This is a genomic window from Bacillus cereus group sp. BcHK124 (assembly GCF_027712065.1).
Taxonomy (GTDB): domain Bacteria; phylum Bacillota; class Bacilli; order Bacillales; family Bacillaceae_G; genus Bacillus_A; species Bacillus_A pacificus.
On the sequence record NZ_JAQFPJ010000010.1, the window covers coordinates 73535 to 95121 of the forward strand.

Sequence of the window (21587 nt, forward strand, 5' to 3'; positions counted from 1 at the left end):
AATAAGTAATCGTATGTATACAGAAGAGGGACAACGAAAATTATACAAAAGAACGTTAATAATCGTAAGTATTTCACAAATGTTTGGCGGAGCAGGATTGGCTGCTGGCATTACGGTAGGTGCACTTCTTGCGCAGCAAATGCTTGGGACAGATGCATTTGCAGGTTTACCGGCTGCTATGTTTACGATGGGATCTGCGATAGCGGCTTTCTTTGTTGGGAAGTTATCACAAAAGTATGGTCGCCGCGTAGGGCTTGCAGCAGGTTTTATAGTAGGCGGACTAGGAGCTATTGGCGTTGTGTTGGCAGCTTTAATAAATAGTATTATTCTTTTACTAGTTTCTTTACTCATATATGGCGCGGGCACAGCTACAAATTTACAAGCGCGTTATGCTGGAACGGATTTAGCGAATAAGAAGCAAAGAGCAACTGCTATTAGTATTACGATGGTACTGACGACTTTTGGTGCGGTCGCAGGTCCCAATTTAGTAGGTGTAATGGGAAGGTTTGCTCATTCAATTGGAATTCCTGAACTTGCTGGTCCGTTCATATTATCAGCGGTGGCGTTTATACTGGCGGGTCTTGTCCTTTTTGTTATGCTACGTCCAGATCCGTTACTTATTGCTAATATGATAGAAACATATAAACAAGAGCATACATATAAAGGGCAACCAGTAACAGAAGAAGCGAAAGAAAATAAAAGAGGCATTACGGTTGGAGCTATCGTAATGATACTTACACAAATCGTGATGGTTGCAATTATGACAATGACGCCAGTTCATATGGGGCACCATGGTCATGCTTTAAGTGCAGTAGGTCTTGTAATTGGTTTTCATGTAGGTGCAATGTATCTTCCATCTCTCGTTACAGGAATATTAATTGATAAAATTGGCAGAACTACGATGAGTATAGCTGGTGGAGTAATCTTATTAGCAGCAGGTGTCATAGCTGCGATAGCGCCGAGTGATTCTTTAATACTAATAATCGTTGCTTTGTCTTTACTTGGATTAGGGTGGAACCTCGGTTTAATCAGTGGTACTGCTCAAATTGTTGATGCAACTATACCTTCCACACGTGCAAAAACACAAGGGAAGATAGATGTGTTTATTGCGTTAGCTGGAGCTTCTGGTGGAGCGATGTCAGGAATGGTAGTAGCGAATTCAAGTTATGCGGCATTGTCATTAGCTGGAGGAGTGTTAGCTTTCATGCTGATTCCTGTTGTGATATGGTCTCGAAAAGGAGAAAGAAATTAAAGAAGAGGTTCTAGTTATTGACTAGAACCTCTTTTTCATGCACTTAACTTAAATCCCACTCCACAATAAGACCTAAATGTGTAAGACCACCACCAAATCCGTACAGTAAAAGTGTGTCTCCGTTATTTAATTTCCCTTCTTTTCTAGCTAAATCTAGAGCGAGTGGAATAGAGACAGAAGATGTATTCCCCATATATTCCACGCTCGTTAATGTTTTTTGTATTGGAATTTGAGATTTTTCACAAATAGATTCAATCATGCGTAAGTTAGCGCTATGAGGAATGAGCCAGTCTATATCATCTTTTTGCATATTTGCAGTATGTAATAGTTCTTTTATACCTGCTGGCACCGTACGTGTTGCCCATTTATATACTTCTCTTCCATTTTGAACGATTTTTTCATTTGTTTGCAGTGGGGTGTCATTCATAGTAGTAGATAAGTTTGTTCTATATAGATGAATACCGCCGTGCCCATTTGTGCCCATATGATACGCGATAAAGCTTGGTTTGTTTTCATCTCTTTCTAATAAAATAGCTCCAGCACCATCGCCAAATAAAATGCAGGTCGTTCTATCGGTGTAATCAGTAACTTTTGATAATGTCTCTGTCGCTACGACAAGTACTTTTTTATGTGATCCAGAAGTAATCAAGCTATTACTGACGTGCAAGCCATATGTGAAACCAGCGCAAGTGGCATTTAAATCAAATGCCATTGTATGAGGTATGTTGAAGTATTGTTGTATTTGGCAAGCAACACTAGGGAAAACGTAATCAGCAGTAGTAGTAGCGACAATGATACAGTCGACATCTTCTAAGTTTTTCTTATATGTTGTACATAAATTTTCAACTGCTTTAATGGCTAAGTTTGAGGCGTATTCATCTTCGCTAGCGATTCTTCTTTCCTTCATTCCTGTTCTTTGTACAATCCATTCATCATTCGTATCGATCATTTTTTCTAAATCATGATTTGATAATATTTGTTCTGGAACATGAGTACCAATTGCAGTAATACGGGATTTAGAATTCATAGGAACAGCTCCTAACTTTATTTTATAACCTGATACTAATATCAGGTTATAAAAATGTCAATATAGATTTTTAGTGTATTGAACGACTTAGCTTACTATGGAGGAATTTAGCGAGTGTTGTAAAAATAATATACGAGAAGTTTCTAAAATTGATAATGAAGGGAGTTGGGCTCCTTGAAAACAGTTTTACGCATGTTGCCTTTTGTCATTATTTGTAGCTTTATTTTTATTATTTTTCCAGAGAAATCTTATGCTTGTGATTGTATTAACGTATCAGCAGAAGAGGCTTTTCAAAAAAACGATGTAGTGTTTGAGGGACAAGTAATTGAGGTTGGAAGGAAAGAAGGAGGTGGAATTGAAGTATTATTTGAAGTGAAGAAAATTTGGAAAGGGACAAATTCTTCGCAAATTATTGTATATACAAATGGTGGTGATTGTGTGTTTCATTTTGTGGAAGGAGGAGAGTACTTAATATATTCTTCTCAAAGAGGATCTGAAAAACAATTACACACAAATAGTTGTAGTGGAACGAAGAGATTAGATGAGGCAGGGGCGGACAAAGTGGCTTTACGTCAAATTGCAAAAGAGTCTGTTCCAACGAAGAAAGTGGATTTAAAAGGGGAGATGGTGAGCGGTTTCAGTTGGTGGCAAGTTGCTATCATTTCCATTTGTCTATTATTAATCATTGTTTTTGTTGTGAGAAGAACTCGCAAAAAATGACGATTAAAGTAAATATATAAAGATTTTCTTTCTGTTTCTATAGGTGGTTTAATCTTGTGAAAGCGAATTACTTATGCTACACTTTATGTAACTTAAAATGAACGGAGGGGCTTCCTTTGATCTTAATCAGATTACGTCTCAATACTTTGTGCCAATAATTGAATAGCGCTCAAAGGCTCTGTCTGTGTGCAGAGTGAACGGGATTGGTCTGCCTATTTTAAAGGAACCCTTTATTAAGCTTATATGTGAAAAAGAGGGAGGGACGAATACGCCCTCTTTTTGTTTTGCCTTTATAAATAGAATGGGATTGTATAGGTGAACACTTATTGTGGATACGCATACGATCTTGGGACTTTTTAACTATGAGATAGGATGAAAGCACAACTTTCTTCTATTTCTTTGGTGAACCCTTATCCGTTTACGAAAACACAGGCAGCGACCTGTGTTTTTTATTTTACGTAATCGAAATGGAGGAATAAATATATGGAAGAATTATTACAAAGAGCAGTTTTAGTTGGAGTAAATTTAGGTAATGAGGATGATTTTGCATATTCGATGGAAGAGCTAACGAATCTTGCAGAAGCTTGTGATGTAGAGGTAATTGGACAAGTGACGCAAAATTTACAACGTGTAAATCCATCCCATTATATTGGAAAAGGAAAGATTGAAGAAGTAGCAGCCTATGTAAATGAAGTAGGTGCGAATATGGTCATCTTTAATGACGAATTATCGCCTTCTCAAATTCGAAATTTAGAAGCAGATTTAGATTGTAAAGTAATTGACCGTACCATATTAATTTTAGACATTTTTGCGCAACGTGCGAAAACGAAAGAAGCGCAGTTGCAAGTAGAAGTGGCCCACCTTCAGTATATGATGCCTCGTTTAATTGGTCTTCGTGAGTCGTTAGGAAGACAGAGCGGCGGTGTTGGTACGAAAAATAAAGGTGTCGGTGAGAAGAAATTAGAGTTGGATCGTCGTAAAATTGAAGAACAAATTTCAGTTTTAAATAAAGATTTAGAAGCTCTTGTTGCGCAGCGTCAAACGCAGCGAAAGCAACGTAAGAAAAATGAAATTCCTGTTGTAGCATTAGTAGGTTATACGAACGCAGGAAAATCAACAACGATGAATGCGATGCTTGAAATTTATAATGGGACAGAAGAAAAACAAGTATTTGAAAAAGATATGTTATTCGCGACGTTAGAAACATCGGTGCGAAATATTGATTTACCAGATAATAAATCATTCTTATTAACAGATACAGTTGGATTTGTAAGTAAATTACCGCATCATCTTGTGAAAGCATTCCGGTCAACATTAGAAGAGGTAGCGGAAGCAGACTTACTTATTCACGTTGTAGATTATGCAAATCCAAATTATGAACAGTTAATTGATATTACAAATGAAACGTTAAAGAAAATTGGAGTAGAAAATATTCCAACAATCTATGCTTATAACAAATCAGATATGGTAGATGTTGAAATTCCGAAAGTACAAGAAGACCGTGTTTATTTATCGGCGAAGAAACATGTTGGAATAAAAGAGCTTGTCGAAATGATTCGCTCACACATTTATAAAGAGTATACGAAGTGTGAAATGTTAATTCCGTATGATCAAGGACAGGTAGTTTCTTATTTCAATACTCATGCGCACGTTCTATCTACGAGTTATGAAAACGAAGGTACGAAACTAGAAGTGGAATGTAAGACGAGCGATTACGAAAAATATAAGCGTTTTGCAATTTAAGAAAGAAGGCGATCCTAATATGTTTTAGGATCGCCTTTTTCTTATTCCGTAATAGAGGCCCACTTATAAGAATAAATTCCTGCAAATGGACGAACAACAACACCTTTTACTGTTGGACGTTCTAAATATACAAGTCCTGATTGGAAGATTGGAGCGATAGCTGCATCATCTTCAAGTAAGATTTTCTCTGCATCTTGGAACGCTTTCCAACGTGCTGGTAAGTCAGTTACTAAAGTAGAGCTCGTTTTTTCAATTAATTCGTCGTATTGTTTGTTTGAGTAACTCATCTTATTAAACGGTCCGTCTGTGACGAACATATTTAAAAATGTTGTAGGATCAGGATAATCTGGTCCCCATGTAGAAAGTGAAATTTCAAAATCACCATTTCCTTCACGATCTAAAAATGCTTTTACTGGAAGTGGTTGTAATGTGATTTTTAATCCAGGTAAGTTTTTCTCCAGTTCACCTTTTAAAAACTCACTAATTTTTTTATCGTTAGATTCATCAGTTGTTATGATTGAAAGAGAAGCGTTTTGTAAATTTGTTTCTTTTTTCGCAGTTTCCCATAGTGTTTTAGCTTCTTTCACATTTGTTTCTACTTTTACATTACTTGTACTGCGAAAATCTTTATTGTCAGGTCCTTTTACGAATCCTTTTGGAACGAATGCATTCGCAGGTATAGAACCATTGTTTAAAATCGTTGTTGCGATTCCTTGTTTATCAAAAGCAAGCGAAATAGCTTTACGAGCATTTTTGTTTGCTAATAAAGGGTTCTTTTGACTAAATCGGAAAAATGTCACAGAAGGACGTTCCATTTTCTTTAAGCTCGGATCTTTTTGATATTTATCAACAAACTCTGAATTGATCGTAATACGGTCTACTTGTTTACTTTCAAATAAATTAACAGCTGTTGAAGTATCTTTTACGATATTTACATTAATTTCATTTAATTTCACATTTTTATTATCCCAGTAGTTCCGGTTTTTTGTCATTTTGTAACTTGTATCATGTTTCCATTCACTTAATTGGAAAGGTCCGTTATAAACTACATTTGCAGCTTCAAGTCCGTAATTTTTCCCTTGTGCTTCTACAACCTTTTTGTTTTGAGGATAAAATGTTGCAAATCCCATTAAACCTAAAAAGTATGGGACAGGGTGTTCTAGCTGTACTTCTAATGTTTTATCGTCAATTGCTTTTACACCAAATGAGTCAATTGGCAATTCTTTTTTATTTATTTTTTCTGCGTTTTTAATATCGAACATAATATGTGCGTATTCAGAAGCAGTTTCTGGATTTACGGCACGTTTCCATGCATATTCAAAATCATGAGCAGTTACTGGATCGCCATTTGACCATTTTGAATCGTGTAATGTAAATGTATATGTTTTTCCGTCTTCGCTCAGTTTGTATGATTCAGCTGCTGCAGGAACAGGTTTATTATCAGGCCCAGGCATATATAATCCTTCCATTACGTTGTTTAATGCAGCGTAAGAAAATCCATCGGTTGCGATAGATGAATCAAGTGTAGAAATTTCCCCAGCTTCTACAATGTTTAATACTTGTTTTGAAGATTCTTTTTTCTTTTCTCCAGTAGTTGTTGCCTCTTGTTTTTGACCACATGCTGTTAAAAACATAGATAATGTGATTGAGAGTGCAACGATTCCCTTTGTTTTTTTCTTCATAGTTGTCATCCTTTCCTTCATCTCTGCCTTAGTATAAGAGAAAATATAGAAAATTTCTATAAATAAATCCGATAAAACGTATAGAAAAAATATATTATGTAAGAAGTGATATTTCTGGAAAAAGAAATGAAACCAGTATAGAATAGAAATGTTTCAAAAGTCAGAATTTATTACACCTACTGTAATAAATATATATATTTTACAGAAAGGAGAGATTCACATATGCAGGCAGTTTCGCAAAAAAACAGAGTAGAAACACCGACAATATATCGAATATTATTTGCGATTAGTTTCGGTCATTTTTTAAATGATTCGATGCAAGCAGTTGTGCCCGCGTTGTTTCCTATTTTGGAAAAAACGATGAATTTATCCTATATGCAAGTAGGGTGGATTGCGTTTGCGTTAAATATGACATCATCGATTATGCAACCGGTTTTTGGTATGTATTCGGATAAGAAACCGTCACCATTTTTATTACCGCTCGGAATGTTTTCGAGTATGCTTGGGATGATTGGACTCGCGTTTGCACCGAACTTTATTATTGTTATTATTTCTGTTTTATTTATCGGATTGGGTTCCGCAGTCTTTCATCCAGAAGGGGCTCGAGTTGCTTATATGGCAGCTGGTGCAAAGCGAGGTTTAGCGCAAGCAATTTATCAAGTGGGAGGAAATACAGGGAATTCTCTAGCTCCTATTTTTACAGCATTAATTTTCGTTCCACTCGGTCAAATTGGTTCTTTAGGTTTTACTGCCTTTGCGGCGGTAGGAATTGTATTATTAATTTTCGTATCAAATTGGTATAGGAATGAATTAGCAACTGGTGCTGTGAGAAGAAAAAAGAGGGCTGCGCTTGAGGCGGAAAATGCGATTGTCAGTACACATATTAAATTTGTTATTTTACTTCTTGTGTTTCTTACTTTTGTACGATCTTGGTACGGTGCTGGTATCGGGAATTTTTATCAATTTTACTTAATTGAGCATTACGGTTTATCTATAAAAAATGCCCAGTATTTCGTATTCGCATTTATGATTGCCGGTGTGCTAGGAACTTTCTTCGGTGGACCGTTAGCAGATCGATTTGGAAAGAAAACAATTATTGTATTTTCAATGCTAGGTTCAGCGCCACTTGCACTTTTATTACCTCACGTTTCGCTCGTGTGGGTCGTACCGCTATTTTTATGTATCGGTTTTATTAGTTCAAGTAGTTTTAGTGTAATTGTTGTTTATGCACAAGAGCTTGTTCCTGGAAAAGTAGGAATGGTATCTGGATTAATTGTAGGGCTTGCGTTTGGACTCGGCGCTTTAGGATCTGTAGTCCTTGGGAAATTGGCTGATATATATAGTCTACAATTCATTATGTTACTATGTAGTTGTCTACCATTAATTGGACTCACTTCTTGGTTATTACCAAGTGATAAGAAAACGATAGAATAGGGGATGCGCTATGAAATTATGTGAAAACGTAACAGAATTAATAGGAGATACACCTGTCGTCCAATTATCTAAATTTATTCCAGAAGACGCAGCGGAGGTGTATGTAAAACTAGAAATGTTTAATCCGTCGCGCAGTGTGAAAGACCGCGCTGCTTATAATTTACTGCACGTTGCAAAAGAAAATGGTCTCATCAAACCAGGAGATACAATTATTGAACCGACAAGTGGAAATACAGGAATAGGCTTAGCAATGAATGCAGCCGCAAAAGGATATAAAGCGATTTTAATTATGCCGGATAATATGTCTAAAGAAAGAATTAACTTATTGAAAGCATACGGAGCAGAAGTAGTTTTAACACCGGCAGAACAAAGAATGCCAGGAGCAATTGCGAAGGCGTTAGAATTGCAAAAGCAAATTCCAAATAGTTTTATTCCGCAGCAATTTGAAAATCCAGCAAACCCGAATATTCACCGTTATACGACTGCACTTGAAATTTATGAACAAATGGATGGAGAGCTTGATGCATTCGTAGCAACGGCAGGAACTGGTGGAACGATTACTGGGACTGGTGAAACGTTAAAAGAGAAACTACCAAATTTATATGTTGCAGTAGTAGAACCGAAAGGATCTCCTGTTTTATCAGGCGGTGTTCCGGGTCCTCATAAACTAGTAGGAACAAGTCCAGGGTTTATCCCGAAAAACTTAAATACGGAAGTGTATAACGAAATTATTCAAATTGCAGACGAAGAGGCTTTAACGACAATGAGAAACTTAGCTAGACAAGAGGGGTTATTAGTTGGGCCGTCTTCTGGTGCTTCTGTTTATGCAGCAATTATGATTGCAAAACGATTAGGCGCTGGTAAAAAAGTTTTATGTATTGCACCTGATACAGGGGAGCGTTATTTGAGTATGGGATTATTTGAATGAAAATGATAAAAACACCTTACTCGTGAAATTGTTACGAGTAAGGTGTTTGTTTTAGGTTGTAAAGAGGGGGAGAATAAAAATGAAACTATTAAAACCAACACATGAATATAGTGGAGAAATTATGGAATATAAACATGCGTTTTTACAATCAGGAGAACAACCACATGGCAGTAGTTCTTTACAAAATTTTGATTCTCTCGATGAATGGTTTGAAAAAGTGAGTATACAAGAAGCGGGAGAAAACTTACAAGGTAATCGAGTACCATCTAGTCAATTTTTAAGTTTTGAAAAAGGGGAACTTATAGGTTTTGTGAATATTAGACATCGATTAAACGAAGAATTATTGCGGGAAAGTGGTCATATTGGATATAGTGTCCATCCAAATAAACGTCGTCAAGGTTACGCGACAAAACAATTGAAACTCGCATTATATGAAGCGCAAAAGTTAGGGTTGCAGAAAGTGTTAATAACTTGCGATAAAGCTAATATTGCTTCGGCTAAAACGATTCAAAAGGTTGGCGGTGTGCTAGAAAATGAAGTAGTTTCTTCTCATACTGGGGAAATTGTTCAGCGTTATTGGGTAGAAATATGATTTAGTGGAACATTGAAAAGGGAGTGCAATGCATAATATCGAAATAGATAAATGAAAAGTTAAATGTGTACTGCAATTATAGGGGGAAATGAAGTGGAATTAAAAGAGAAAGCAATAGAAATGTCGGAGGTTTATAGGCAAAATCCGAAAGTGGAGGCTATTATTTTAGCTGGTTCAGTAGCTAGAAAGCTAGAAGATGAACATTCAGATATAGAACTACATATTTTATGGTCAATGCTACCAGAGGATGAGGATCGTAAAGGGCCTATTAACTATATTGGTGGAACAATTTTGTCATACCATCCTTACGAGGAAGAAGAATGGTCAGAAACATATTTGACGAAAGAAGGAATTAAATTAGAGATTAGTAACTTTTTAACAGAAACAGTAGAGAAAGTTATTGAGGATGTGGTGGTTCAATATGATATAAGTTATGAAAAACAATGTATCGTATCATCCATTCATGATGGTGTTAGTTTGTATGGAGAAGAGAAAGTACATGAATTAAAAGATAGGGTGTTGGCATATCCAGAAGACCTAGCGAAACGGATGATTTCAGAAAATCTTTGGTTAAGCAATCGCTGGCATAATCGAGAGGCTCTTTTAAAGCGAAAAGATTGGCTTATGCTATATGATGTTATTTGTGAAGCGCAAAGAAATATATTTGGGGTCTTATTTGGTTTGAATAAAATGTATGTACATCACCCAGCGTTTAAATGGATGCCATATAATGTGGAACGAATGATTATTAAGCCTGAAAACTTATATGAGCGTATGACGAATACGTTAATAGGGAAACCGGAGTATAGTATACAGGAGTTAGGAGTGTTAATCGAGGAGCTATTACAGTTAGTAGAACACCATGCTCCGGAATTACATATTGCTGAACAGCAAAAGCGTATTCAATATGCGAAATAAAAAACAAAGAGATGTAACCCTTGTTACATCTCTTTGTTTTTTATTTTACTAATTTCCCCAGTATAGGTAAGCGTTGAATTCTATCACCGAGAATATGTGAAGCAAGTCCACTAGTTAATACGAATAAAAGGTAAACAAGTCCTCCTACAGCGCCGCATATAACAACAATGAGAAGTGATTCGATATAAGATTGTCCAGGAATTAACCATGTTAAAATTGATTTTAATGCCATCACAACAGCAGACATTGCTGCGGAGTAAATTGTAATAAGAAATACTGTTTTTGCTGTCTCACCAATTTTAAATTTCGCAAACTTAACGATGCAGTACAACATAATACTATTGGAAACGAGGTATCCAAGAATGGTTCCAAGTACAGCACCGTGTCCGCCAAATAAATGTAAGAGCGGTGTATTTACTACAACTTTAACGAGAATCCCGGCTGAGAATGCAATCATTGTTTTTCTTTGATAATCGATTCCTTGTAAAATAGCTGCTGAAACTGTGAAAATCGCACTTAATATAGCAGACGGTGCGAATGAAATTAAATATTGTGATCCACCAAGTGCAATTTCAGGATTTACATAAACCATACGGAATGCATCGTAAGCGATACTAGCAAGACCAAAGGCAGCCGGGATCGTGAAGAATAACAAGACTTGAAATATCTTTGAAATTTGTTCTTGTAATTCTTCTAATTTCCCACTTGTATAAGATTTCGTTATAGCCGGAATGATCGTTAAGGAGAATCCAGTTGCAAGTGAAGCTGGAATCATAATTAACTTTTGGGCATAGTTCGTTATATAAGCGAAAACTGCATTTGCTGTTTCTAACGGCTCTCCCATCGCTCTAAGGACATCAGCTACAGTATATTGATCTACTAACGTGTAAAGTGGAATTGCGATGCCGACAAATACAATTGGGATTGCATAGCGAAGTAATTCTATATAAATATTTTTTAATGGGATATTCGATGCTCTTGATTTTAATTCACCTTCGGGAGGTTTTAACCCATTATATTTTTTCCAGTACATCATTAAAATAGAGACACTTGCAAGTGCTCCGATAACAGCTCCAAACGTAGCAACTGCAACCGAAGAAGCTACTGAACCCCCTAATAATTTTGAGACGATGAAGCTACCAACTAAAATGAAAACAACACGTGCAATTTGTTCCACGACTTGAGAAACAGCACTTGGTTTCATATGTTGAAATCCTTGGAAATAACCACGTGTAACACTCATAGCTGGTACGATAATAAGTGCAAAACTTAATGCTCGCATCGTAAGTGTTACGTCAGCGATAAATTGTGGATCTGGCGTTTTCGAGCGAATAATAAATTGTGATATGTACGGTGCTCCAATAAATAAAATTAAAAATCCTAAAAAGCCCATAAACAACATTAATTTTACACTAGAGTTGTATAATTTTTTGCTTGTACTATAATCACCAAGCGCATTATGCTTTGCAACGAATTTGGAAACGGCAATAGGAATACCCGCTGTTGAAAAGCTTAATAAAATACCGTACCAAGAGTATGCATATCCATATAAAGCAACCCCTTGCGTTCCAACTAGTAATTGAAAAGGGAAGAAGTATATAAAACCTAATATACGTGAAATCATTGTGGCCCCGCTTAATAAAGCAGTTCCTTTTAAAACTTTTGACGTAGACAAAATTCTTTCCTCCTACTCTTGCTGTCTTGCATTCATCGTATACTACTATAAACCTGCTAGGGAAGTTAATACAGTATAAACCATAAATGTTCTAATACTATTCATTTAAAAGTCATATTTTGAATTTTTAAATAGAATGTAATACATAAAAATTCAAAATATAAGTTGACACTATTTTTAATGTATGATAAAAATGATAGTAATCAATTCGGAAAATAATATTTGGGCAATGAAAGGGTATAGTAGTGAATATCTCCCTATTTCAGAGAGCTGATGGTTGGTGTGAATCAGTATATAGATTATTCATGAAGTTCGTCCTGGAGCATCTTTCATAAATCTCACATTACGAGGAAATGAAAGACGGTAGTTTATACCGTTATCAAATAAAGTGGTGAAGATTGTTTCACAACTAGGGTGGTACCGCGATATTTATCGTCCCTACGTATTTACGTAGGGACGTTTTTTATTTAGGTCTTACTTTGTTGTGGCTTCATAACTAGGGTGGTACCGCGATATTTTATCGTCCCTACGTATTTGCGTAGGGGCGTTTTTTATTTAGGTCCTAACTTTGTTGTATCTTCATAACTAGGGTGGTACCGCGATATTTTTGTCGTCCCTACGTATTTACGTAGGGGCGTTTTTTATTAGTAGAGAGGAAGTGAACGTATTAGAAAAGAGTGTGGATAGAACAATATAAATACCGAATTGTAAAACAGAAAAAGATAAAGAGAGGAGATTAACAAATGAATTCACAGCAATGGACATCGAAATTAGGTTTCGTATTAGCTGCAGCAGGTTCAGCAATTGGTCTAGGGGCAATTTGGAAGTTCCCGTATATGGCCGGAATTGGAGGGGGCGGCGCGTTCTTCCTTATTTTCATCGGTTTCACATTATTAATTGGTTTACCGCTATTATTAGCTGAATTTGTTATCGGAAGAAGTACACAAAAAGAGGCCGTTGATGCGTATAGAGAAATCGCACCAAAAACACTATGGCCATGGTTAGGGAAATTAGGGATTGTAACATGTTTCATATTACTTTCTTTCTACAGTGTTGTAGGAGGCTGGATTTTATTATACTTATGGAATGCAATTACAGGTAGACTATGGGAAGGAAATGGGGCATACGAAGCTACGTTTGGTGAAATCATTTCCAATCCGTATTTAGCAGTTGGCTCACAGCTATTATTCATCCTTATTACTATTTTCATCGTAAGTAAAGGTGTACAAAATGGTGTTGAAAAAGTAAATAAATATTTCATGCCAGCACTATTCGTTTTATTCTTTGTATTAATCGTTCGTGCACTTACGTTAGATGGTGCGGGAGAAGGAGTTCGTTTCTTCTTACAACCTGATTTCGCAAACGTAACATCAGAAGTCATTTTATATGCAATGGGGCAATCGTTCTTCTCACTATCAGTCGGAGTAGCAGTAATGGTAACGTATAGCTCATACTTGCCGAAAGAAGAAAGCTTACCGCGTTCAGCATTTTCTATCGTAGCTTTAACGCTTGTGATTACATTACTTGCAGGACTTGCAATTTTCCCAGTAGTGTTCGCATTTGGAATGGAACCATCTCAAGGACCAGGGTTATTATTTATCGTACTGCCAGCTATTTTCAGTAAAATGGCATTTGGAAAATTATTCTTCATTGTTTTCTTATTACTATTCTTCTTTGCTACTATTACATCAGCGATTTCGATGTTAGAAATTAGCGTGGCATCTTTAACTGCAAAAGGTAAAGGGAAACGTGAAAAAATGGCTTTAATCGTAGGTTTATTAATCTTCGTTGTAGGAGTACCGTCAGCATTGTCATTTGGTATATTAAGCGATCTGAAGATTTTCGGAAAGACAGTCTTTGATTTAGCGGATTATGCAGTTAGTAACGTACTCATGCCACTGGGTGTTTTATTAGTTTCTATCTTTGTTCCTTTAAAAATGAAGAAAGATGTATTAATGAGAGAGCTTGGTGTAAGTAAAAATAAAGGCTATAAATTGTTTGTATTATGGTTATTCTTACTTCGCTTCATCGCACCAATTGCGATTATTATCGTATTCTTAAATGTACTTGGCATTATTTAAAAAAGGTAGCGTATCGCTCTGGATACGCTACCTTTTTATTTTGCTCTTTTTTGCAATTCATTTACTGTTACGAACTGATAGCCCTTTTTAGTTAAAGAGTCTAAAATACCTTCTATGGTCTGTAAATTTTCATTAGACTCATCATACATAGAGTGCAGTAAAATGATAGAACCTGGTTTTACATTTTTATTAATATATTCAATTTTATCAGTTGCAGATTTATAAAAAGTATCAGGTTCAAGGTCCCAGGTGATTGTTTCGATATTGTTTTTCTTTAAATAATAGGGCAGGCCAATTAGTTTTTTCCCGTTAGGTGGTCTAAAATCAATTGCGCCTGTAAATCCTGTTTGGCGGATTAATGAATTTGTTTTTTCGATTTCTTCTTTAATAAAAGAAGGTGTTTTAAAAACCATTCTGTTATGAGAATATGTATGGTTTCCAATTTGGTGTCCAGATTGTACGATAGCTTCTCCTAACGATAGGTTTTTCTCTAATTCATTTCCGATTAAAAAGAAAGTAGCTTTTGCATTGTATGTATCTAGTAGCGGTAATATTTGTTTTACATTGTTAGTAGGGCCATCATCAAAAGTTAAAGCAATCACTTTTTCATTTGTTTCTACTCGATTTGTTAAATCTCCAAACAATTGAAAGCTTCTTGCATTCATCAATTTGTATGTTCCAAATAATGCTACAGTAATACTGAATAATGTAACGATTGTAATGATTATTTTCTTTTTCATAAAGCAACCTCACTATACTTTTCGATTGGACTAAAAAGTATTATATCAAACTAAGTAGTTTCATGCTTTAAAAAGGATGTGGATGCAAGAGGAAGGAATTTATCATATAATGTAATGAAAAAGGTATATTAGGAGGTGTTTACATGGCGATTACAATTCAATTGCCGGACACTGCAGCGTCTCATGCAAAGCCAAGTATGGAAATGGCGATACTTTGCGTGAGGTAGACAAGTAATATACAATCGCCTAAATGAGCTCGTATCATTTTTTATATTTGGCTTTGCACCTTATTGAAATGAACCATAAAAAATAAGGGGCGAGCAGAAATGAAATACGTTAAAGCAGCGACGGTTTTACCAGAAAGTTTAATTACTGAAATTCAAAAGTATATACAAGGTGAAACAATTTACATTCCAAAACAAGAAACGAAACATTATAAATGGGGCACACGATCTGGAGGAAGAAAACAATTAGATGAAAGAAATAAAGCGATTAAAGAAGCGTTTAAAAGCGGAATTGCTATTCATCAACTTGCAGAAGAGTATTTTCTTTCCGGAGAAACGATTAAAAAAATTGTGTATTCTAAATAAGAGAAAAAGAGTCTGATGCAAATGTTATTTTGCATCAGACTCTTTTTGTTTTATATGTATTGGATATATGGACTGTGACAGGGCATACTAATAGAAAAAATGTGCCGTTTTTTTATTAAAAGTTATACCGAGCACTTGAAAAGTAGAAAGGTGAGCTTCTATGAATCATATTGGACAAATAACGATAGAGCTTTTAGTTGGCTTTTTTGTGCTGTTAATTGCTACGAAAATATTAGGGAAAACACAAATATCACAGCTAACCCCCTTTGATTTTATTTCTGCTATCGTCCTTGGTGAGCTTGTTGGAAATTCAATATATGACCCTAAAATTAAAGTGTGGTCTATTTTATACTCAGTATTTGTATGGGTAATTTTAATTTATTCAATAGAAGTGATAACGCAAAAAATAAGAGGAACAAGAAGGTTTTTTGAAGGGTATCCTTCCATTATTATTCGTAACGGAAAGATTGACCGAGAACAATTAAATTCAAATCATTTGGATATTAATCAATTACAACAAATGCTTAGACAACAAAAAGATATTTTTTCGATTCGAGAAGTTGAATATATGATATTGGAACCTAACGGAAACATAAGTGTTCTGAAAAAGAGCGAATATGAATCTCCTACTATAAATGATTTAAGTTTAAAACATAAGCCTGTATACTTACCAATTTCATTAATTAGTGACGGAAAAGTAGTGAAAGATAATTTGAGAGAAGCTGGTTTTGATGAAGGATGGCTGTATAAGCAAATAAAACAAAAGGGGATTACTAAGTTTGAAGACGTATTATATGCGGAATGGAAAACAGATGATGGCTTCTTTTGTCAGGAAATGCAGCGGTAGAGTACAAGCTATGTATGTAATGTTTGTTTCCAAGTTATCTTTTACATATCAAAAAACGTAATCATTGTATACAATAAAACTAGATCAACAATTTGTATGGAGTGATAAAGATGGAAGCATTTATTAGAAGTGATCAATACAATTTTATAAAATCACAAGCTTATAATTTAGCAAACGGGCATGCAACTGCAAATGATAGAGGTGTTATTCAAGCGTTAAAATCACTTGCGATTGAAAAGATAATACATGTATTTGAGAATTTAACAGATGAACAGAAAGAGTTAATCGATACGGTATTAACAGTTCAAAATAGAGAAGATGCAGAAGCATTCTTAATGAAAATAAATCCGTATGTCATTCCTTTTCAGGAAGTGACAGCACAAACATTAAAAAAATTATTTCCTAAAGCGAAAAAATTAAAACTTCCCGATATGGAAGAAATAGATATGAAAGAAATATCTTATTTAAGTTGGGTTGATAAGGGGTCAAGCAGGAAATTTATTATAGCGAAAAATGATAAAAATAAGTTTGTTGGTCTGCAAGGAACGTTCCAAAGTTTAAATAAAAAAAGCATTTGTTCATTATGTCATGGACATGAAGAAGTTGGGATGTTTTTAGTTGAAATTAAAGGTGATATACCAGGAACTTTCGTTAAAAAGGGAAACTATATTTGCAAAGATGGTGTAGCTTGTAATCAGAATATGAAGTCACTTGATAAATTACATGATTTTATTGAGCGATTAAAGAAATAAAATGGAAGACCTCTAGTGCTTAAACTGGAGGTCTTTTATTTTGGAAGAAGTAATAACAGGTTTCTTTTGTAGCTGTAGATTTATAAAAAAAGTCAGGTCATTTATAATGAAATTTGATGAAAATATCTAATTGGACACGGTTGTTTATATGCAAGGAGGTAAACATGAATTATATTTCACCGAAAGAAGAGGTATTAAAAGTGAAACGGTGGCCTAAAAATACGATAGCAGCAGGTCGTGGTCATACCGTTGCTCTTAAATCGGATGGCACAGTTGTGGCAGTGGGGCGAAATAAAGAAGGAGAATGCAATGTAAGCAGTTGGTGTAATATTGAAGCCGTCGCAGCGGGCAATGTTCATATGGCGACGAACACAGGTAATGCTCATACAATCGCTCTTAAAAGTAATAATACTGTGGAAGCGGTGGGATGGAATAAGCATGGTCAATGTGATGTGAACGACTGGCATAATATTGTAGCGGTAGCGGCTGGGTGGCGTCGTACCATTGGCCTTAAACTGGATGGAACGGTAATGGCAGTAGGGCGAAATAAAGAAGGAGAATGTAATGTAAGCAGCTGGCGAAATATTGTGGCTACGGCGGCGGGTGACTGGCATACAGTCGGTCTTAAAGTGGGCGGCACAGTGATGGGGGTGGGGAATAATCGATATGGACAATGCGATGTGAGCAGCTGGCGAGATATTGTAGCGGTAGCGGCTGGGTATCTTCATACTGTTGGCCTTAAAGTGGACGGCACAGTGATTGCAGTGGGGAATGATAAACATAACCAATGCGACGTAAGTGGCTGGCGAGGTATTGTAGCGATAGCAGCTGGTACGAATCATACAATCGGCCTGAAATCAGACGGTACCGTTGTGGCGGTGGGGTGGAATGAGTATGGTCAATGTAATATAAGTGATTGGCGCGATATTGTAGCGATAGCGGCTGGTTGTGCACATACAGTCGGCCTGAAATCAGACGGCACGGTGGTAGCAGTAGGTGAAAATACATACGGTCAATGTGACGTAAGTAGCTGGCGTAACATCCGGTTGCCTGGAAAATAGTCAATTTACAATAAATCATTAGTAATATTATTCTATTTAGGAGTAATTATGGAATAGGATATGTAGAAAATAATTAAACTTAAATCTGCTGAATAAGAATCCCTTTTGAAAAGGGATTCTTATTGTTTTTCGTAAAATGATTGTCTAAATGGAATTTTTGAACAAACTTTATTGCAAAGTTGACAGTAGAAGAGATAAATAAAGTAAAGGGGAGAAAAAGGAATGTTTAAAAGGTTTTTACTTTCTTTACTGGATGTTTTACTTATATGTATCGTTCTCTACATAACATATACAAATTCTTTTAGTTTTGGAAAGATGTTAGTAATTTCAATTGCAATTGGAATTATTGGTGGTTTTATTATAAGAATATGTAAGGATTTATTTACTTTTATCCAGTGGACAATTGAACAAAAGAAGTCTTGACTATGCTTAATTGTTACTAGGAGGGGATGGAATGAATCAGAAAAAGAGTAGGGTGAAAAACGAGATAGTACTTTGGGCATTAACAGCTGTTGTTTTTATCATTGTATGGTACTTTTATCAAAAATAAAAACGCATCGTACTAAAAAGCACGATGCGTTTTTATTATTTCTTTTGCCAATTTTCTTTTATAAAGTCTTCACGGCCAGATTCTTTTTGCTCAGTAGCATATTTTTCTGGGTTCTTTTTATAGAAATGTTGGTGGTATTCCTCGGCTTCATAAAAAGGTGCAGCCGGGCGAATTTCAGTTACGATTGGCTCTTTAAACATACCGCTTTCTGCAAGAGCTTGTTTTGATTTTTCAGCAAGCTCTTTTTGCGTTTCGGTATGATAAAAAATAGCGGTGCGATAAGATGGACCACGGTCAAAAAATTGTCCGCCATCATCAGTTGGATCGATTTGTGGCCAATATAAATCCAGTAATTTTTCATATGGGAAAATAGAAGGATCAAATGTAATTTGTACAACTTCTAAATGACCAGATGTACCCGCTTTTACTTGTTCATATGTTGGGTTTTCTACATGACCACCTGCATAGCCGGAAAGTACTTTATGAATGCCAGGAAGTTCATCAAATGGCTTTACCATGCACCAAAAGCAACCGCCTGCAAAGGTTGCGAGTTCGTATGTTTTTTCGGACATTGCTGTAATCCTCCTAAATATATATGTTTTATATAGTATTATACAATTTGTTTTATTGCGCAATAAAAAAGATTTGAAAATATATGTTTTTTATAAACAAGATCCTCCGCTCACATCAATTAATTGTCCAGTAACCCAGCGGCTGTCTGGAGAAGCAAGAAATGCGGGTCGCAGCGGATGAAATATTAATAATTCGGCTATTGTCACGTAAACGTGGAAGTGCTTGTTGAATGATAAAGAATGGTGCTTTTGCATTTACTGAAACCATTCTATCAAAAAATTGTTCAGTCGTTTCTTCAATAAAAGCACCAGGACCAATGCCAGCATTGTTTATTAAAATATCAAATTGTGTTTCACCAGTGTGCTTTTGTAATTCAGTATCTAAAGCGTTATAAAGGTTTTCTACACCGTGTAAGGATTCTAAATTTGCGCCGATAGAAAAAGCTTGACCACCCTCTGATCGAATTTCATGAACAGTTTCTTCAGCGTCATCTTTTCGATTACCGTAATGAACAGCAACCAATGCACCGTCATTTGCTAAACGTTTAGCGATCGCTCGTCCAATTCCTCGGCTTGCTCCTGTAACTAACGCTACTTTCCCTTTTAACATAGTCTCCTCATCTCCTCGTAAACTTTATAAGTTTTTCTTTATGTAGTAATGCAAACATACTTAAGTAATATATGAGTGTATGTAAGTAATGTATTCCAATTTTGATTTTTTTGAAAAAACATGTTGACAATGAAAAGAACAACGTCCTATAATACGTGTAACAAATAAAAGTTAATTAAGAATTTTCTAACTTTATATGTTGTATATGCAAAGAAGAGGAAAGTAGATGGTTATGATCGTTTCAGAGAGCTGCTCCTAGGCTGTGAGAGTGGTAACAATCGAATCATTGAAGATCACCTCGGAGCATCGCTTGCGAAAGGGAAACTGAGTAGAGAGCGACGGCATCGTCTCCGGTAAAAGGACGGGGGTCTAATTGGACCTACAGAGCTTATATTTCGCGAGAAGTATAAGGAAGCTGAGTGGTAACGCGAAACTCTCGCCTCAGCAATCAAAGCTACTAAATTGTAGTAGTTGATTGCTGAGGCGAGAGTTTTTATTTTTAAAAATAAGAGAATGCGTAGAAGAGGAGAGTAAATGATAAAAATTGTTTCAGAGAGCTACCCAGATGCTGTGAGGGTGGCAACAATTTCATCATTGAAGATCACCTCGGAGCACTACTTTTGAAAACTAGTAAAAAGTAGCGGAGTTGTTTCCGATAGAAAAACAAAAGTCTAATTGGACTTGCAGAGCTTATATTTCGTGAGAAGTGTAAGGAAGCTGAGTGGTACCACGATTCCCTCGTCTCAGCAATGGATCGCTACAAGTATGTATGTAATCGATTGTTGAGACGAGTATATTTTTAAGGTTTATATACTGAATATTCTGTTAAAAAACACTCATCTCAGCAATCGATATAGAAATAGATTGCAAAAATAGAGAGAAAAAAAGAGGAGCGATGTGAGATGGGAAATCAGTACATTTATATGAATGGGGAATTTGTAGAAAAAGAAAAGGCAGTTGTTTCAGTATATGATCACGGTTTTTTATACGGAGACGGTGTATTTGAAGGGATTCGTAGTTACGGTGGAAATGTATTTTGTTTAAAAGAACATGTAAAACGATTATATGAATCGGCAAAATCTATTTTACTTACAATCCCGCTGACGGTTGACGAAATGGAAGAAGCGGTTTTACAGACACTTCAAAAAAATGAGTATGCAGATGCTTATATTCGGTTAATTGTTTCAAGAGGAAAAGGGGACTTAGGGCTCGATCCGAGAAGTTGTGTGAAACCGAGCGTTATTATCATTGCAGAACAATTAAAGTTATTCCCACAGGAATTTTACGATAATGGATTAAGCGTTGTATCTGTTGCATCAAGACGTAATACACCAGATGCATTAGACCCACGCATTAAGTCGATGAACTACTTAAATAACGTACTTGTAAAAATTGAAGCGGCACAAGCAGGAGTGCTAGAGGCTCTTATGTTAAATCAACAAGGATATGTTTGTGAAGGATCTGGAGATAATGTTTTCGTTGTGAAAGATGGAAAAGTATTAACCCCGCCATCCTATTTAGGAGCATTAGAAGGTATTACAAGAAATAGTGTTATCGAGCTATGTGAACGACTGAATATTCCGTGTGAGGAAAGACCATTCACTCGCCATGACGTATATGTAGCAGATGAAGTGTTTTTAACAGGAACGGCAGCGGAGTTAATTCCAGTTGTAAAAGTTGATTCAAGAGAAATTGGAGATGGGAAACCAGGAAGTGTAACGAAACAATTGACCGAAGAATTTAAAAAATTAACGAGAGAAAGAGGAGTACGTGTCCCCGGGCTGACGGAAAGCTTAGCATAAATAAAGAGAGG

The 21587-nt window shown here is 35.9% G+C and carries 19 protein-coding genes, 1 pseudogene and 3 other annotated features; of the genes and pseudogenes, 14 read left to right on the forward strand and 6 right to left on the reverse strand.

Going from position 1 to position 21587, the window contains the following annotated elements; translation table 11 throughout:
- Nucleotides 1–13: 13 nt before the first annotated feature.
- Nucleotides 14–1252: an MFS transporter gene (locus PDK19_RS16475; RefSeq protein WP_442868811.1), complete on the forward strand. Its 1239-nt coding sequence runs from the start codon at nucleotides 14–16 to the stop codon at nucleotides 1250–1252.
- 43 nt (nucleotides 1253–1295) lie between these two features.
- On the opposite strand, the gene PDK19_RS16480 is transcribed toward PDK19_RS16475, so the two are convergent.
- The gene (locus tag PDK19_RS16480) at nucleotides 1296–2279 is read right to left on the reverse strand and encodes a ketoacyl-ACP synthase III (protein WP_074568338.1); all 984 of its coding nucleotides are present in this window, start codon (nucleotides 2277–2279) and stop codon (nucleotides 1296–1298) included.
- Between the two features lie 174 nt (nucleotides 2280–2453).
- Here PDK19_RS16480 and PDK19_RS16485 point away from each other — a divergent pair, with 174 nt between their 5' ends.
- Both PDK19_RS16485 and hflX read left to right on the forward strand, forming a co-directional pair.
- Nucleotides 2454–2999 (forward strand): cobalamin biosynthesis protein CbiN, encoded by a 546-nt coding sequence (locus PDK19_RS16485; protein ID WP_080495769.1) that lies wholly within the window; start codon nucleotides 2454–2456, stop codon nucleotides 2997–2999.
- A 483-nt stretch (nucleotides 3000–3482) separates the two neighbouring features.
- Nucleotides 3483–4742 (forward strand): GTPase HflX, encoded by a 1260-nt coding sequence (gene hflX, locus PDK19_RS16490; protein ID WP_000391886.1) that lies wholly within the window; start codon nucleotides 3483–3485, stop codon nucleotides 4740–4742.
- 41 nt (nucleotides 4743–4783) lie between these two features.
- Here the strand turns inward: hflX and PDK19_RS16495 are convergent, their stop codons facing one another.
- Entirely contained in the window at nucleotides 4784–6424 is a 1641-nt protein-coding gene (locus PDK19_RS16495; protein WP_000730646.1) for a peptide ABC transporter substrate-binding protein, read from the reverse strand.
- A gap of 222 nt (nucleotides 6425–6646) precedes the next feature.
- Between PDK19_RS16495 and PDK19_RS16500 the strand changes: the two genes are divergently transcribed.
- The 4 genes from PDK19_RS16500 to PDK19_RS16515 all read left to right on the forward strand — a co-directional run bounded on the left by PDK19_RS16500 (nucleotide 6647) and on the right by PDK19_RS16515 (nucleotide 10296).
- Entirely contained in the window at nucleotides 6647–7858 is a 1212-nt protein-coding gene (locus tag PDK19_RS16500; protein WP_001149406.1) for an MFS transporter, read from the forward strand.
- A gap of 10 nt (nucleotides 7859–7868) precedes the next feature.
- On the forward strand, nucleotides 7869–8786 hold the full coding sequence (gene cysK / locus PDK19_RS16505; protein WP_000762253.1) for a cysteine synthase A: 918 nt from the start codon (nucleotides 7869–7871) through the stop codon (nucleotides 8784–8786).
- Nucleotides 8787–8865: 79 nt separating this feature from the next.
- Entirely contained in the window at nucleotides 8866–9378 is a 513-nt protein-coding gene (locus PDK19_RS16510) for a GNAT family N-acetyltransferase (RefSeq protein WP_000771307.1), read from the forward strand.
- A gap of 93 nt (nucleotides 9379–9471) precedes the next feature.
- Nucleotides 9472–10296 (forward strand): DUF4037 domain-containing protein, encoded by an 825-nt coding sequence (locus PDK19_RS16515; protein ID WP_074615673.1) that lies wholly within the window; start codon nucleotides 9472–9474, stop codon nucleotides 10294–10296.
- Between the two features lie 40 nt (nucleotides 10297–10336).
- Here PDK19_RS16515 and PDK19_RS16520 read toward each other — a convergent pair whose 3' ends face one another.
- Nucleotides 10337–11971, reverse strand: a complete 1635-nt coding sequence (locus PDK19_RS16520; RefSeq protein ID WP_000107870.1) for a putative polysaccharide biosynthesis protein — start codon at nucleotides 11969–11971, stop codon at nucleotides 10337–10339.
- A 220-nt stretch (nucleotides 11972–12191) separates the two neighbouring features.
- Nucleotides 12192–12414, forward strand: a binding site (T-box leader).
- Between the two features lie 300 nt (nucleotides 12415–12714).
- Between PDK19_RS16520 and PDK19_RS16525 the strand changes: the two genes are divergently transcribed.
- The gene (locus tag PDK19_RS16525) at nucleotides 12715–14052 is read left to right on the forward strand and encodes a sodium-dependent transporter (RefSeq protein WP_001088180.1); all 1338 of its coding nucleotides are present in this window, start codon (nucleotides 12715–12717) and stop codon (nucleotides 14050–14052) included.
- A gap of 35 nt (nucleotides 14053–14087) precedes the next feature.
- On the opposite strand, the gene PDK19_RS16530 is transcribed toward PDK19_RS16525, so the two are convergent.
- The gene (locus PDK19_RS16530; protein ID WP_000726883.1) at nucleotides 14088–14792 is read right to left on the reverse strand and encodes a polysaccharide deacetylase family protein; all 705 of its coding nucleotides are present in this window, start codon (nucleotides 14790–14792) and stop codon (nucleotides 14088–14090) included.
- 326 nt (nucleotides 14793–15118) lie between these two features.
- Between PDK19_RS16530 and PDK19_RS16535 the strand changes: the two genes are divergently transcribed.
- The 5 genes from PDK19_RS16535 (at nucleotide 15119) to PDK19_RS16555 (ending at nucleotide 18465) form a co-directional block, all read left to right on the forward strand.
- Nucleotides 15119–15382 (forward strand): CD3324 family protein, encoded by a 264-nt coding sequence (locus PDK19_RS16535; protein ID WP_000878308.1) that lies wholly within the window; start codon nucleotides 15119–15121, stop codon nucleotides 15380–15382.
- A gap of 160 nt (nucleotides 15383–15542) precedes the next feature.
- Nucleotides 15543–16229, forward strand: a complete 687-nt coding sequence (locus tag PDK19_RS16540; RefSeq protein WP_014893851.1) for a DUF421 domain-containing protein — start codon at nucleotides 15543–15545, stop codon at nucleotides 16227–16229.
- A 110-nt stretch (nucleotides 16230–16339) separates the two neighbouring features.
- On the forward strand, nucleotides 16340–16981 hold the full coding sequence (locus PDK19_RS16545; RefSeq protein WP_000387088.1) for a FusB/FusC family EF-G-binding protein: 642 nt from the start codon (nucleotides 16340–16342) through the stop codon (nucleotides 16979–16981).
- A 164-nt stretch (nucleotides 16982–17145) separates the two neighbouring features.
- Nucleotides 17146–18042: an RCC1 domain-containing protein gene (locus PDK19_RS16550; RefSeq protein ID WP_001106809.1), complete on the forward strand. Its 897-nt coding sequence runs from the start codon at nucleotides 17146–17148 to the stop codon at nucleotides 18040–18042.
- 222 nt (nucleotides 18043–18264) lie between these two features.
- A complete protein-coding gene (locus tag PDK19_RS16555; RefSeq protein WP_000476275.1) occupies nucleotides 18265–18465 on the forward strand; it encodes a hypothetical protein in 201 nt (66 codons plus the stop codon).
- A 162-nt stretch (nucleotides 18466–18627) separates the two neighbouring features.
- On the opposite strand, the gene msrA is transcribed toward PDK19_RS16555, so the two are convergent.
- On the reverse strand, nucleotides 18628–19164 hold the full coding sequence (msrA, locus tag PDK19_RS16560) for a peptide-methionine (S)-S-oxide reductase MsrA (protein WP_001291871.1): 537 nt from the start codon (nucleotides 19162–19164) through the stop codon (nucleotides 18628–18630).
- Between the two features lie 90 nt (nucleotides 19165–19254).
- Nucleotides 19255–19774: pseudogene (locus PDK19_RS16565) on the reverse strand (SDR family NAD(P)-dependent oxidoreductase).
- A gap of 201 nt (nucleotides 19775–19975) precedes the next feature.
- Nucleotides 19976–20221 (forward strand) — a binding site (T-box leader).
- Nucleotides 20222–20283: 62 nt separating this feature from the next.
- Nucleotides 20284–20523 (forward strand) — a binding site (T-box leader).
- Between the two features lie 153 nt (nucleotides 20524–20676).
- Between PDK19_RS16565 and ilvE the strand changes: the two are divergent.
- Nucleotides 20677–21576 (forward strand): branched-chain-amino-acid transaminase, encoded by a 900-nt coding sequence (gene ilvE / locus PDK19_RS16570; RefSeq protein WP_000528130.1) that lies wholly within the window; start codon nucleotides 20677–20679, stop codon nucleotides 21574–21576.
- Nucleotides 21577–21587: the final 11 nt, after the last annotated feature.

Coding starts and splice junctions, on each gene's coding strand:
- PDK19_RS16475 (WP_442868811.1), top strand. CDS start 14: ATGTATACAGAAGAGGGACAACGAAAATTATACAAAAGAACGTTAATA.
- PDK19_RS16480 (WP_074568338.1), bottom strand. CDS start 2,279: ATGAATTCTAAATCCCGTATTACTGCAATTGGTACTCATGTTCCAGAA.
- hflX (WP_000391886.1), top strand. CDS start 3,483: ATGGAAGAATTATTACAAAGAGCAGTTTTAGTTGGAGTAAATTTAGGT.
- PDK19_RS16495 (WP_000730646.1), bottom strand. CDS start 6,424: ATGAAGAAAAAAACAAAGGGAATCGTTGCACTCTCAATCACATTATCT.
- PDK19_RS16500 (WP_001149406.1), top strand. CDS start 6,647: ATGCAGGCAGTTTCGCAAAAAAACAGAGTAGAAACACCGACAATATAT.
- cysK (WP_000762253.1), top strand. CDS start 7,869: ATGAAATTATGTGAAAACGTAACAGAATTAATAGGAGATACACCTGTC.
- PDK19_RS16510 (WP_000771307.1), top strand. CDS start 8,866: ATGAAACTATTAAAACCAACACATGAATATAGTGGAGAAATTATGGAA.
- PDK19_RS16525 (WP_001088180.1), top strand. CDS start 12,715: ATGAATTCACAGCAATGGACATCGAAATTAGGTTTCGTATTAGCTGCA.
- PDK19_RS16530 (WP_000726883.1), bottom strand. CDS start 14,792: ATGAAAAAGAAAATAATCATTACAATCGTTACATTATTCAGTATTACT.
- PDK19_RS16535 (WP_000878308.1), top strand. CDS start 15,119: ATGAAATACGTTAAAGCAGCGACGGTTTTACCAGAAAGTTTAATTACT.
- PDK19_RS16540 (WP_014893851.1), top strand. CDS start 15,543: ATGAATCATATTGGACAAATAACGATAGAGCTTTTAGTTGGCTTTTTT.
- PDK19_RS16545 (WP_000387088.1), top strand. CDS start 16,340: ATGGAAGCATTTATTAGAAGTGATCAATACAATTTTATAAAATCACAA.
- PDK19_RS16550 (WP_001106809.1), top strand. CDS start 17,146: ATGAATTATATTTCACCGAAAGAAGAGGTATTAAAAGTGAAACGGTGG.
- PDK19_RS16555 (WP_000476275.1), top strand. CDS start 18,265: ATGTTTAAAAGGTTTTTACTTTCTTTACTGGATGTTTTACTTATATGT.
- msrA (WP_001291871.1), bottom strand. CDS start 19,164: ATGTCCGAAAAAACATACGAACTCGCAACCTTTGCAGGCGGTTGCTTT.
- ilvE (WP_000528130.1), top strand. CDS start 20,677: ATGGGAAATCAGTACATTTATATGAATGGGGAATTTGTAGAAAAAGAA.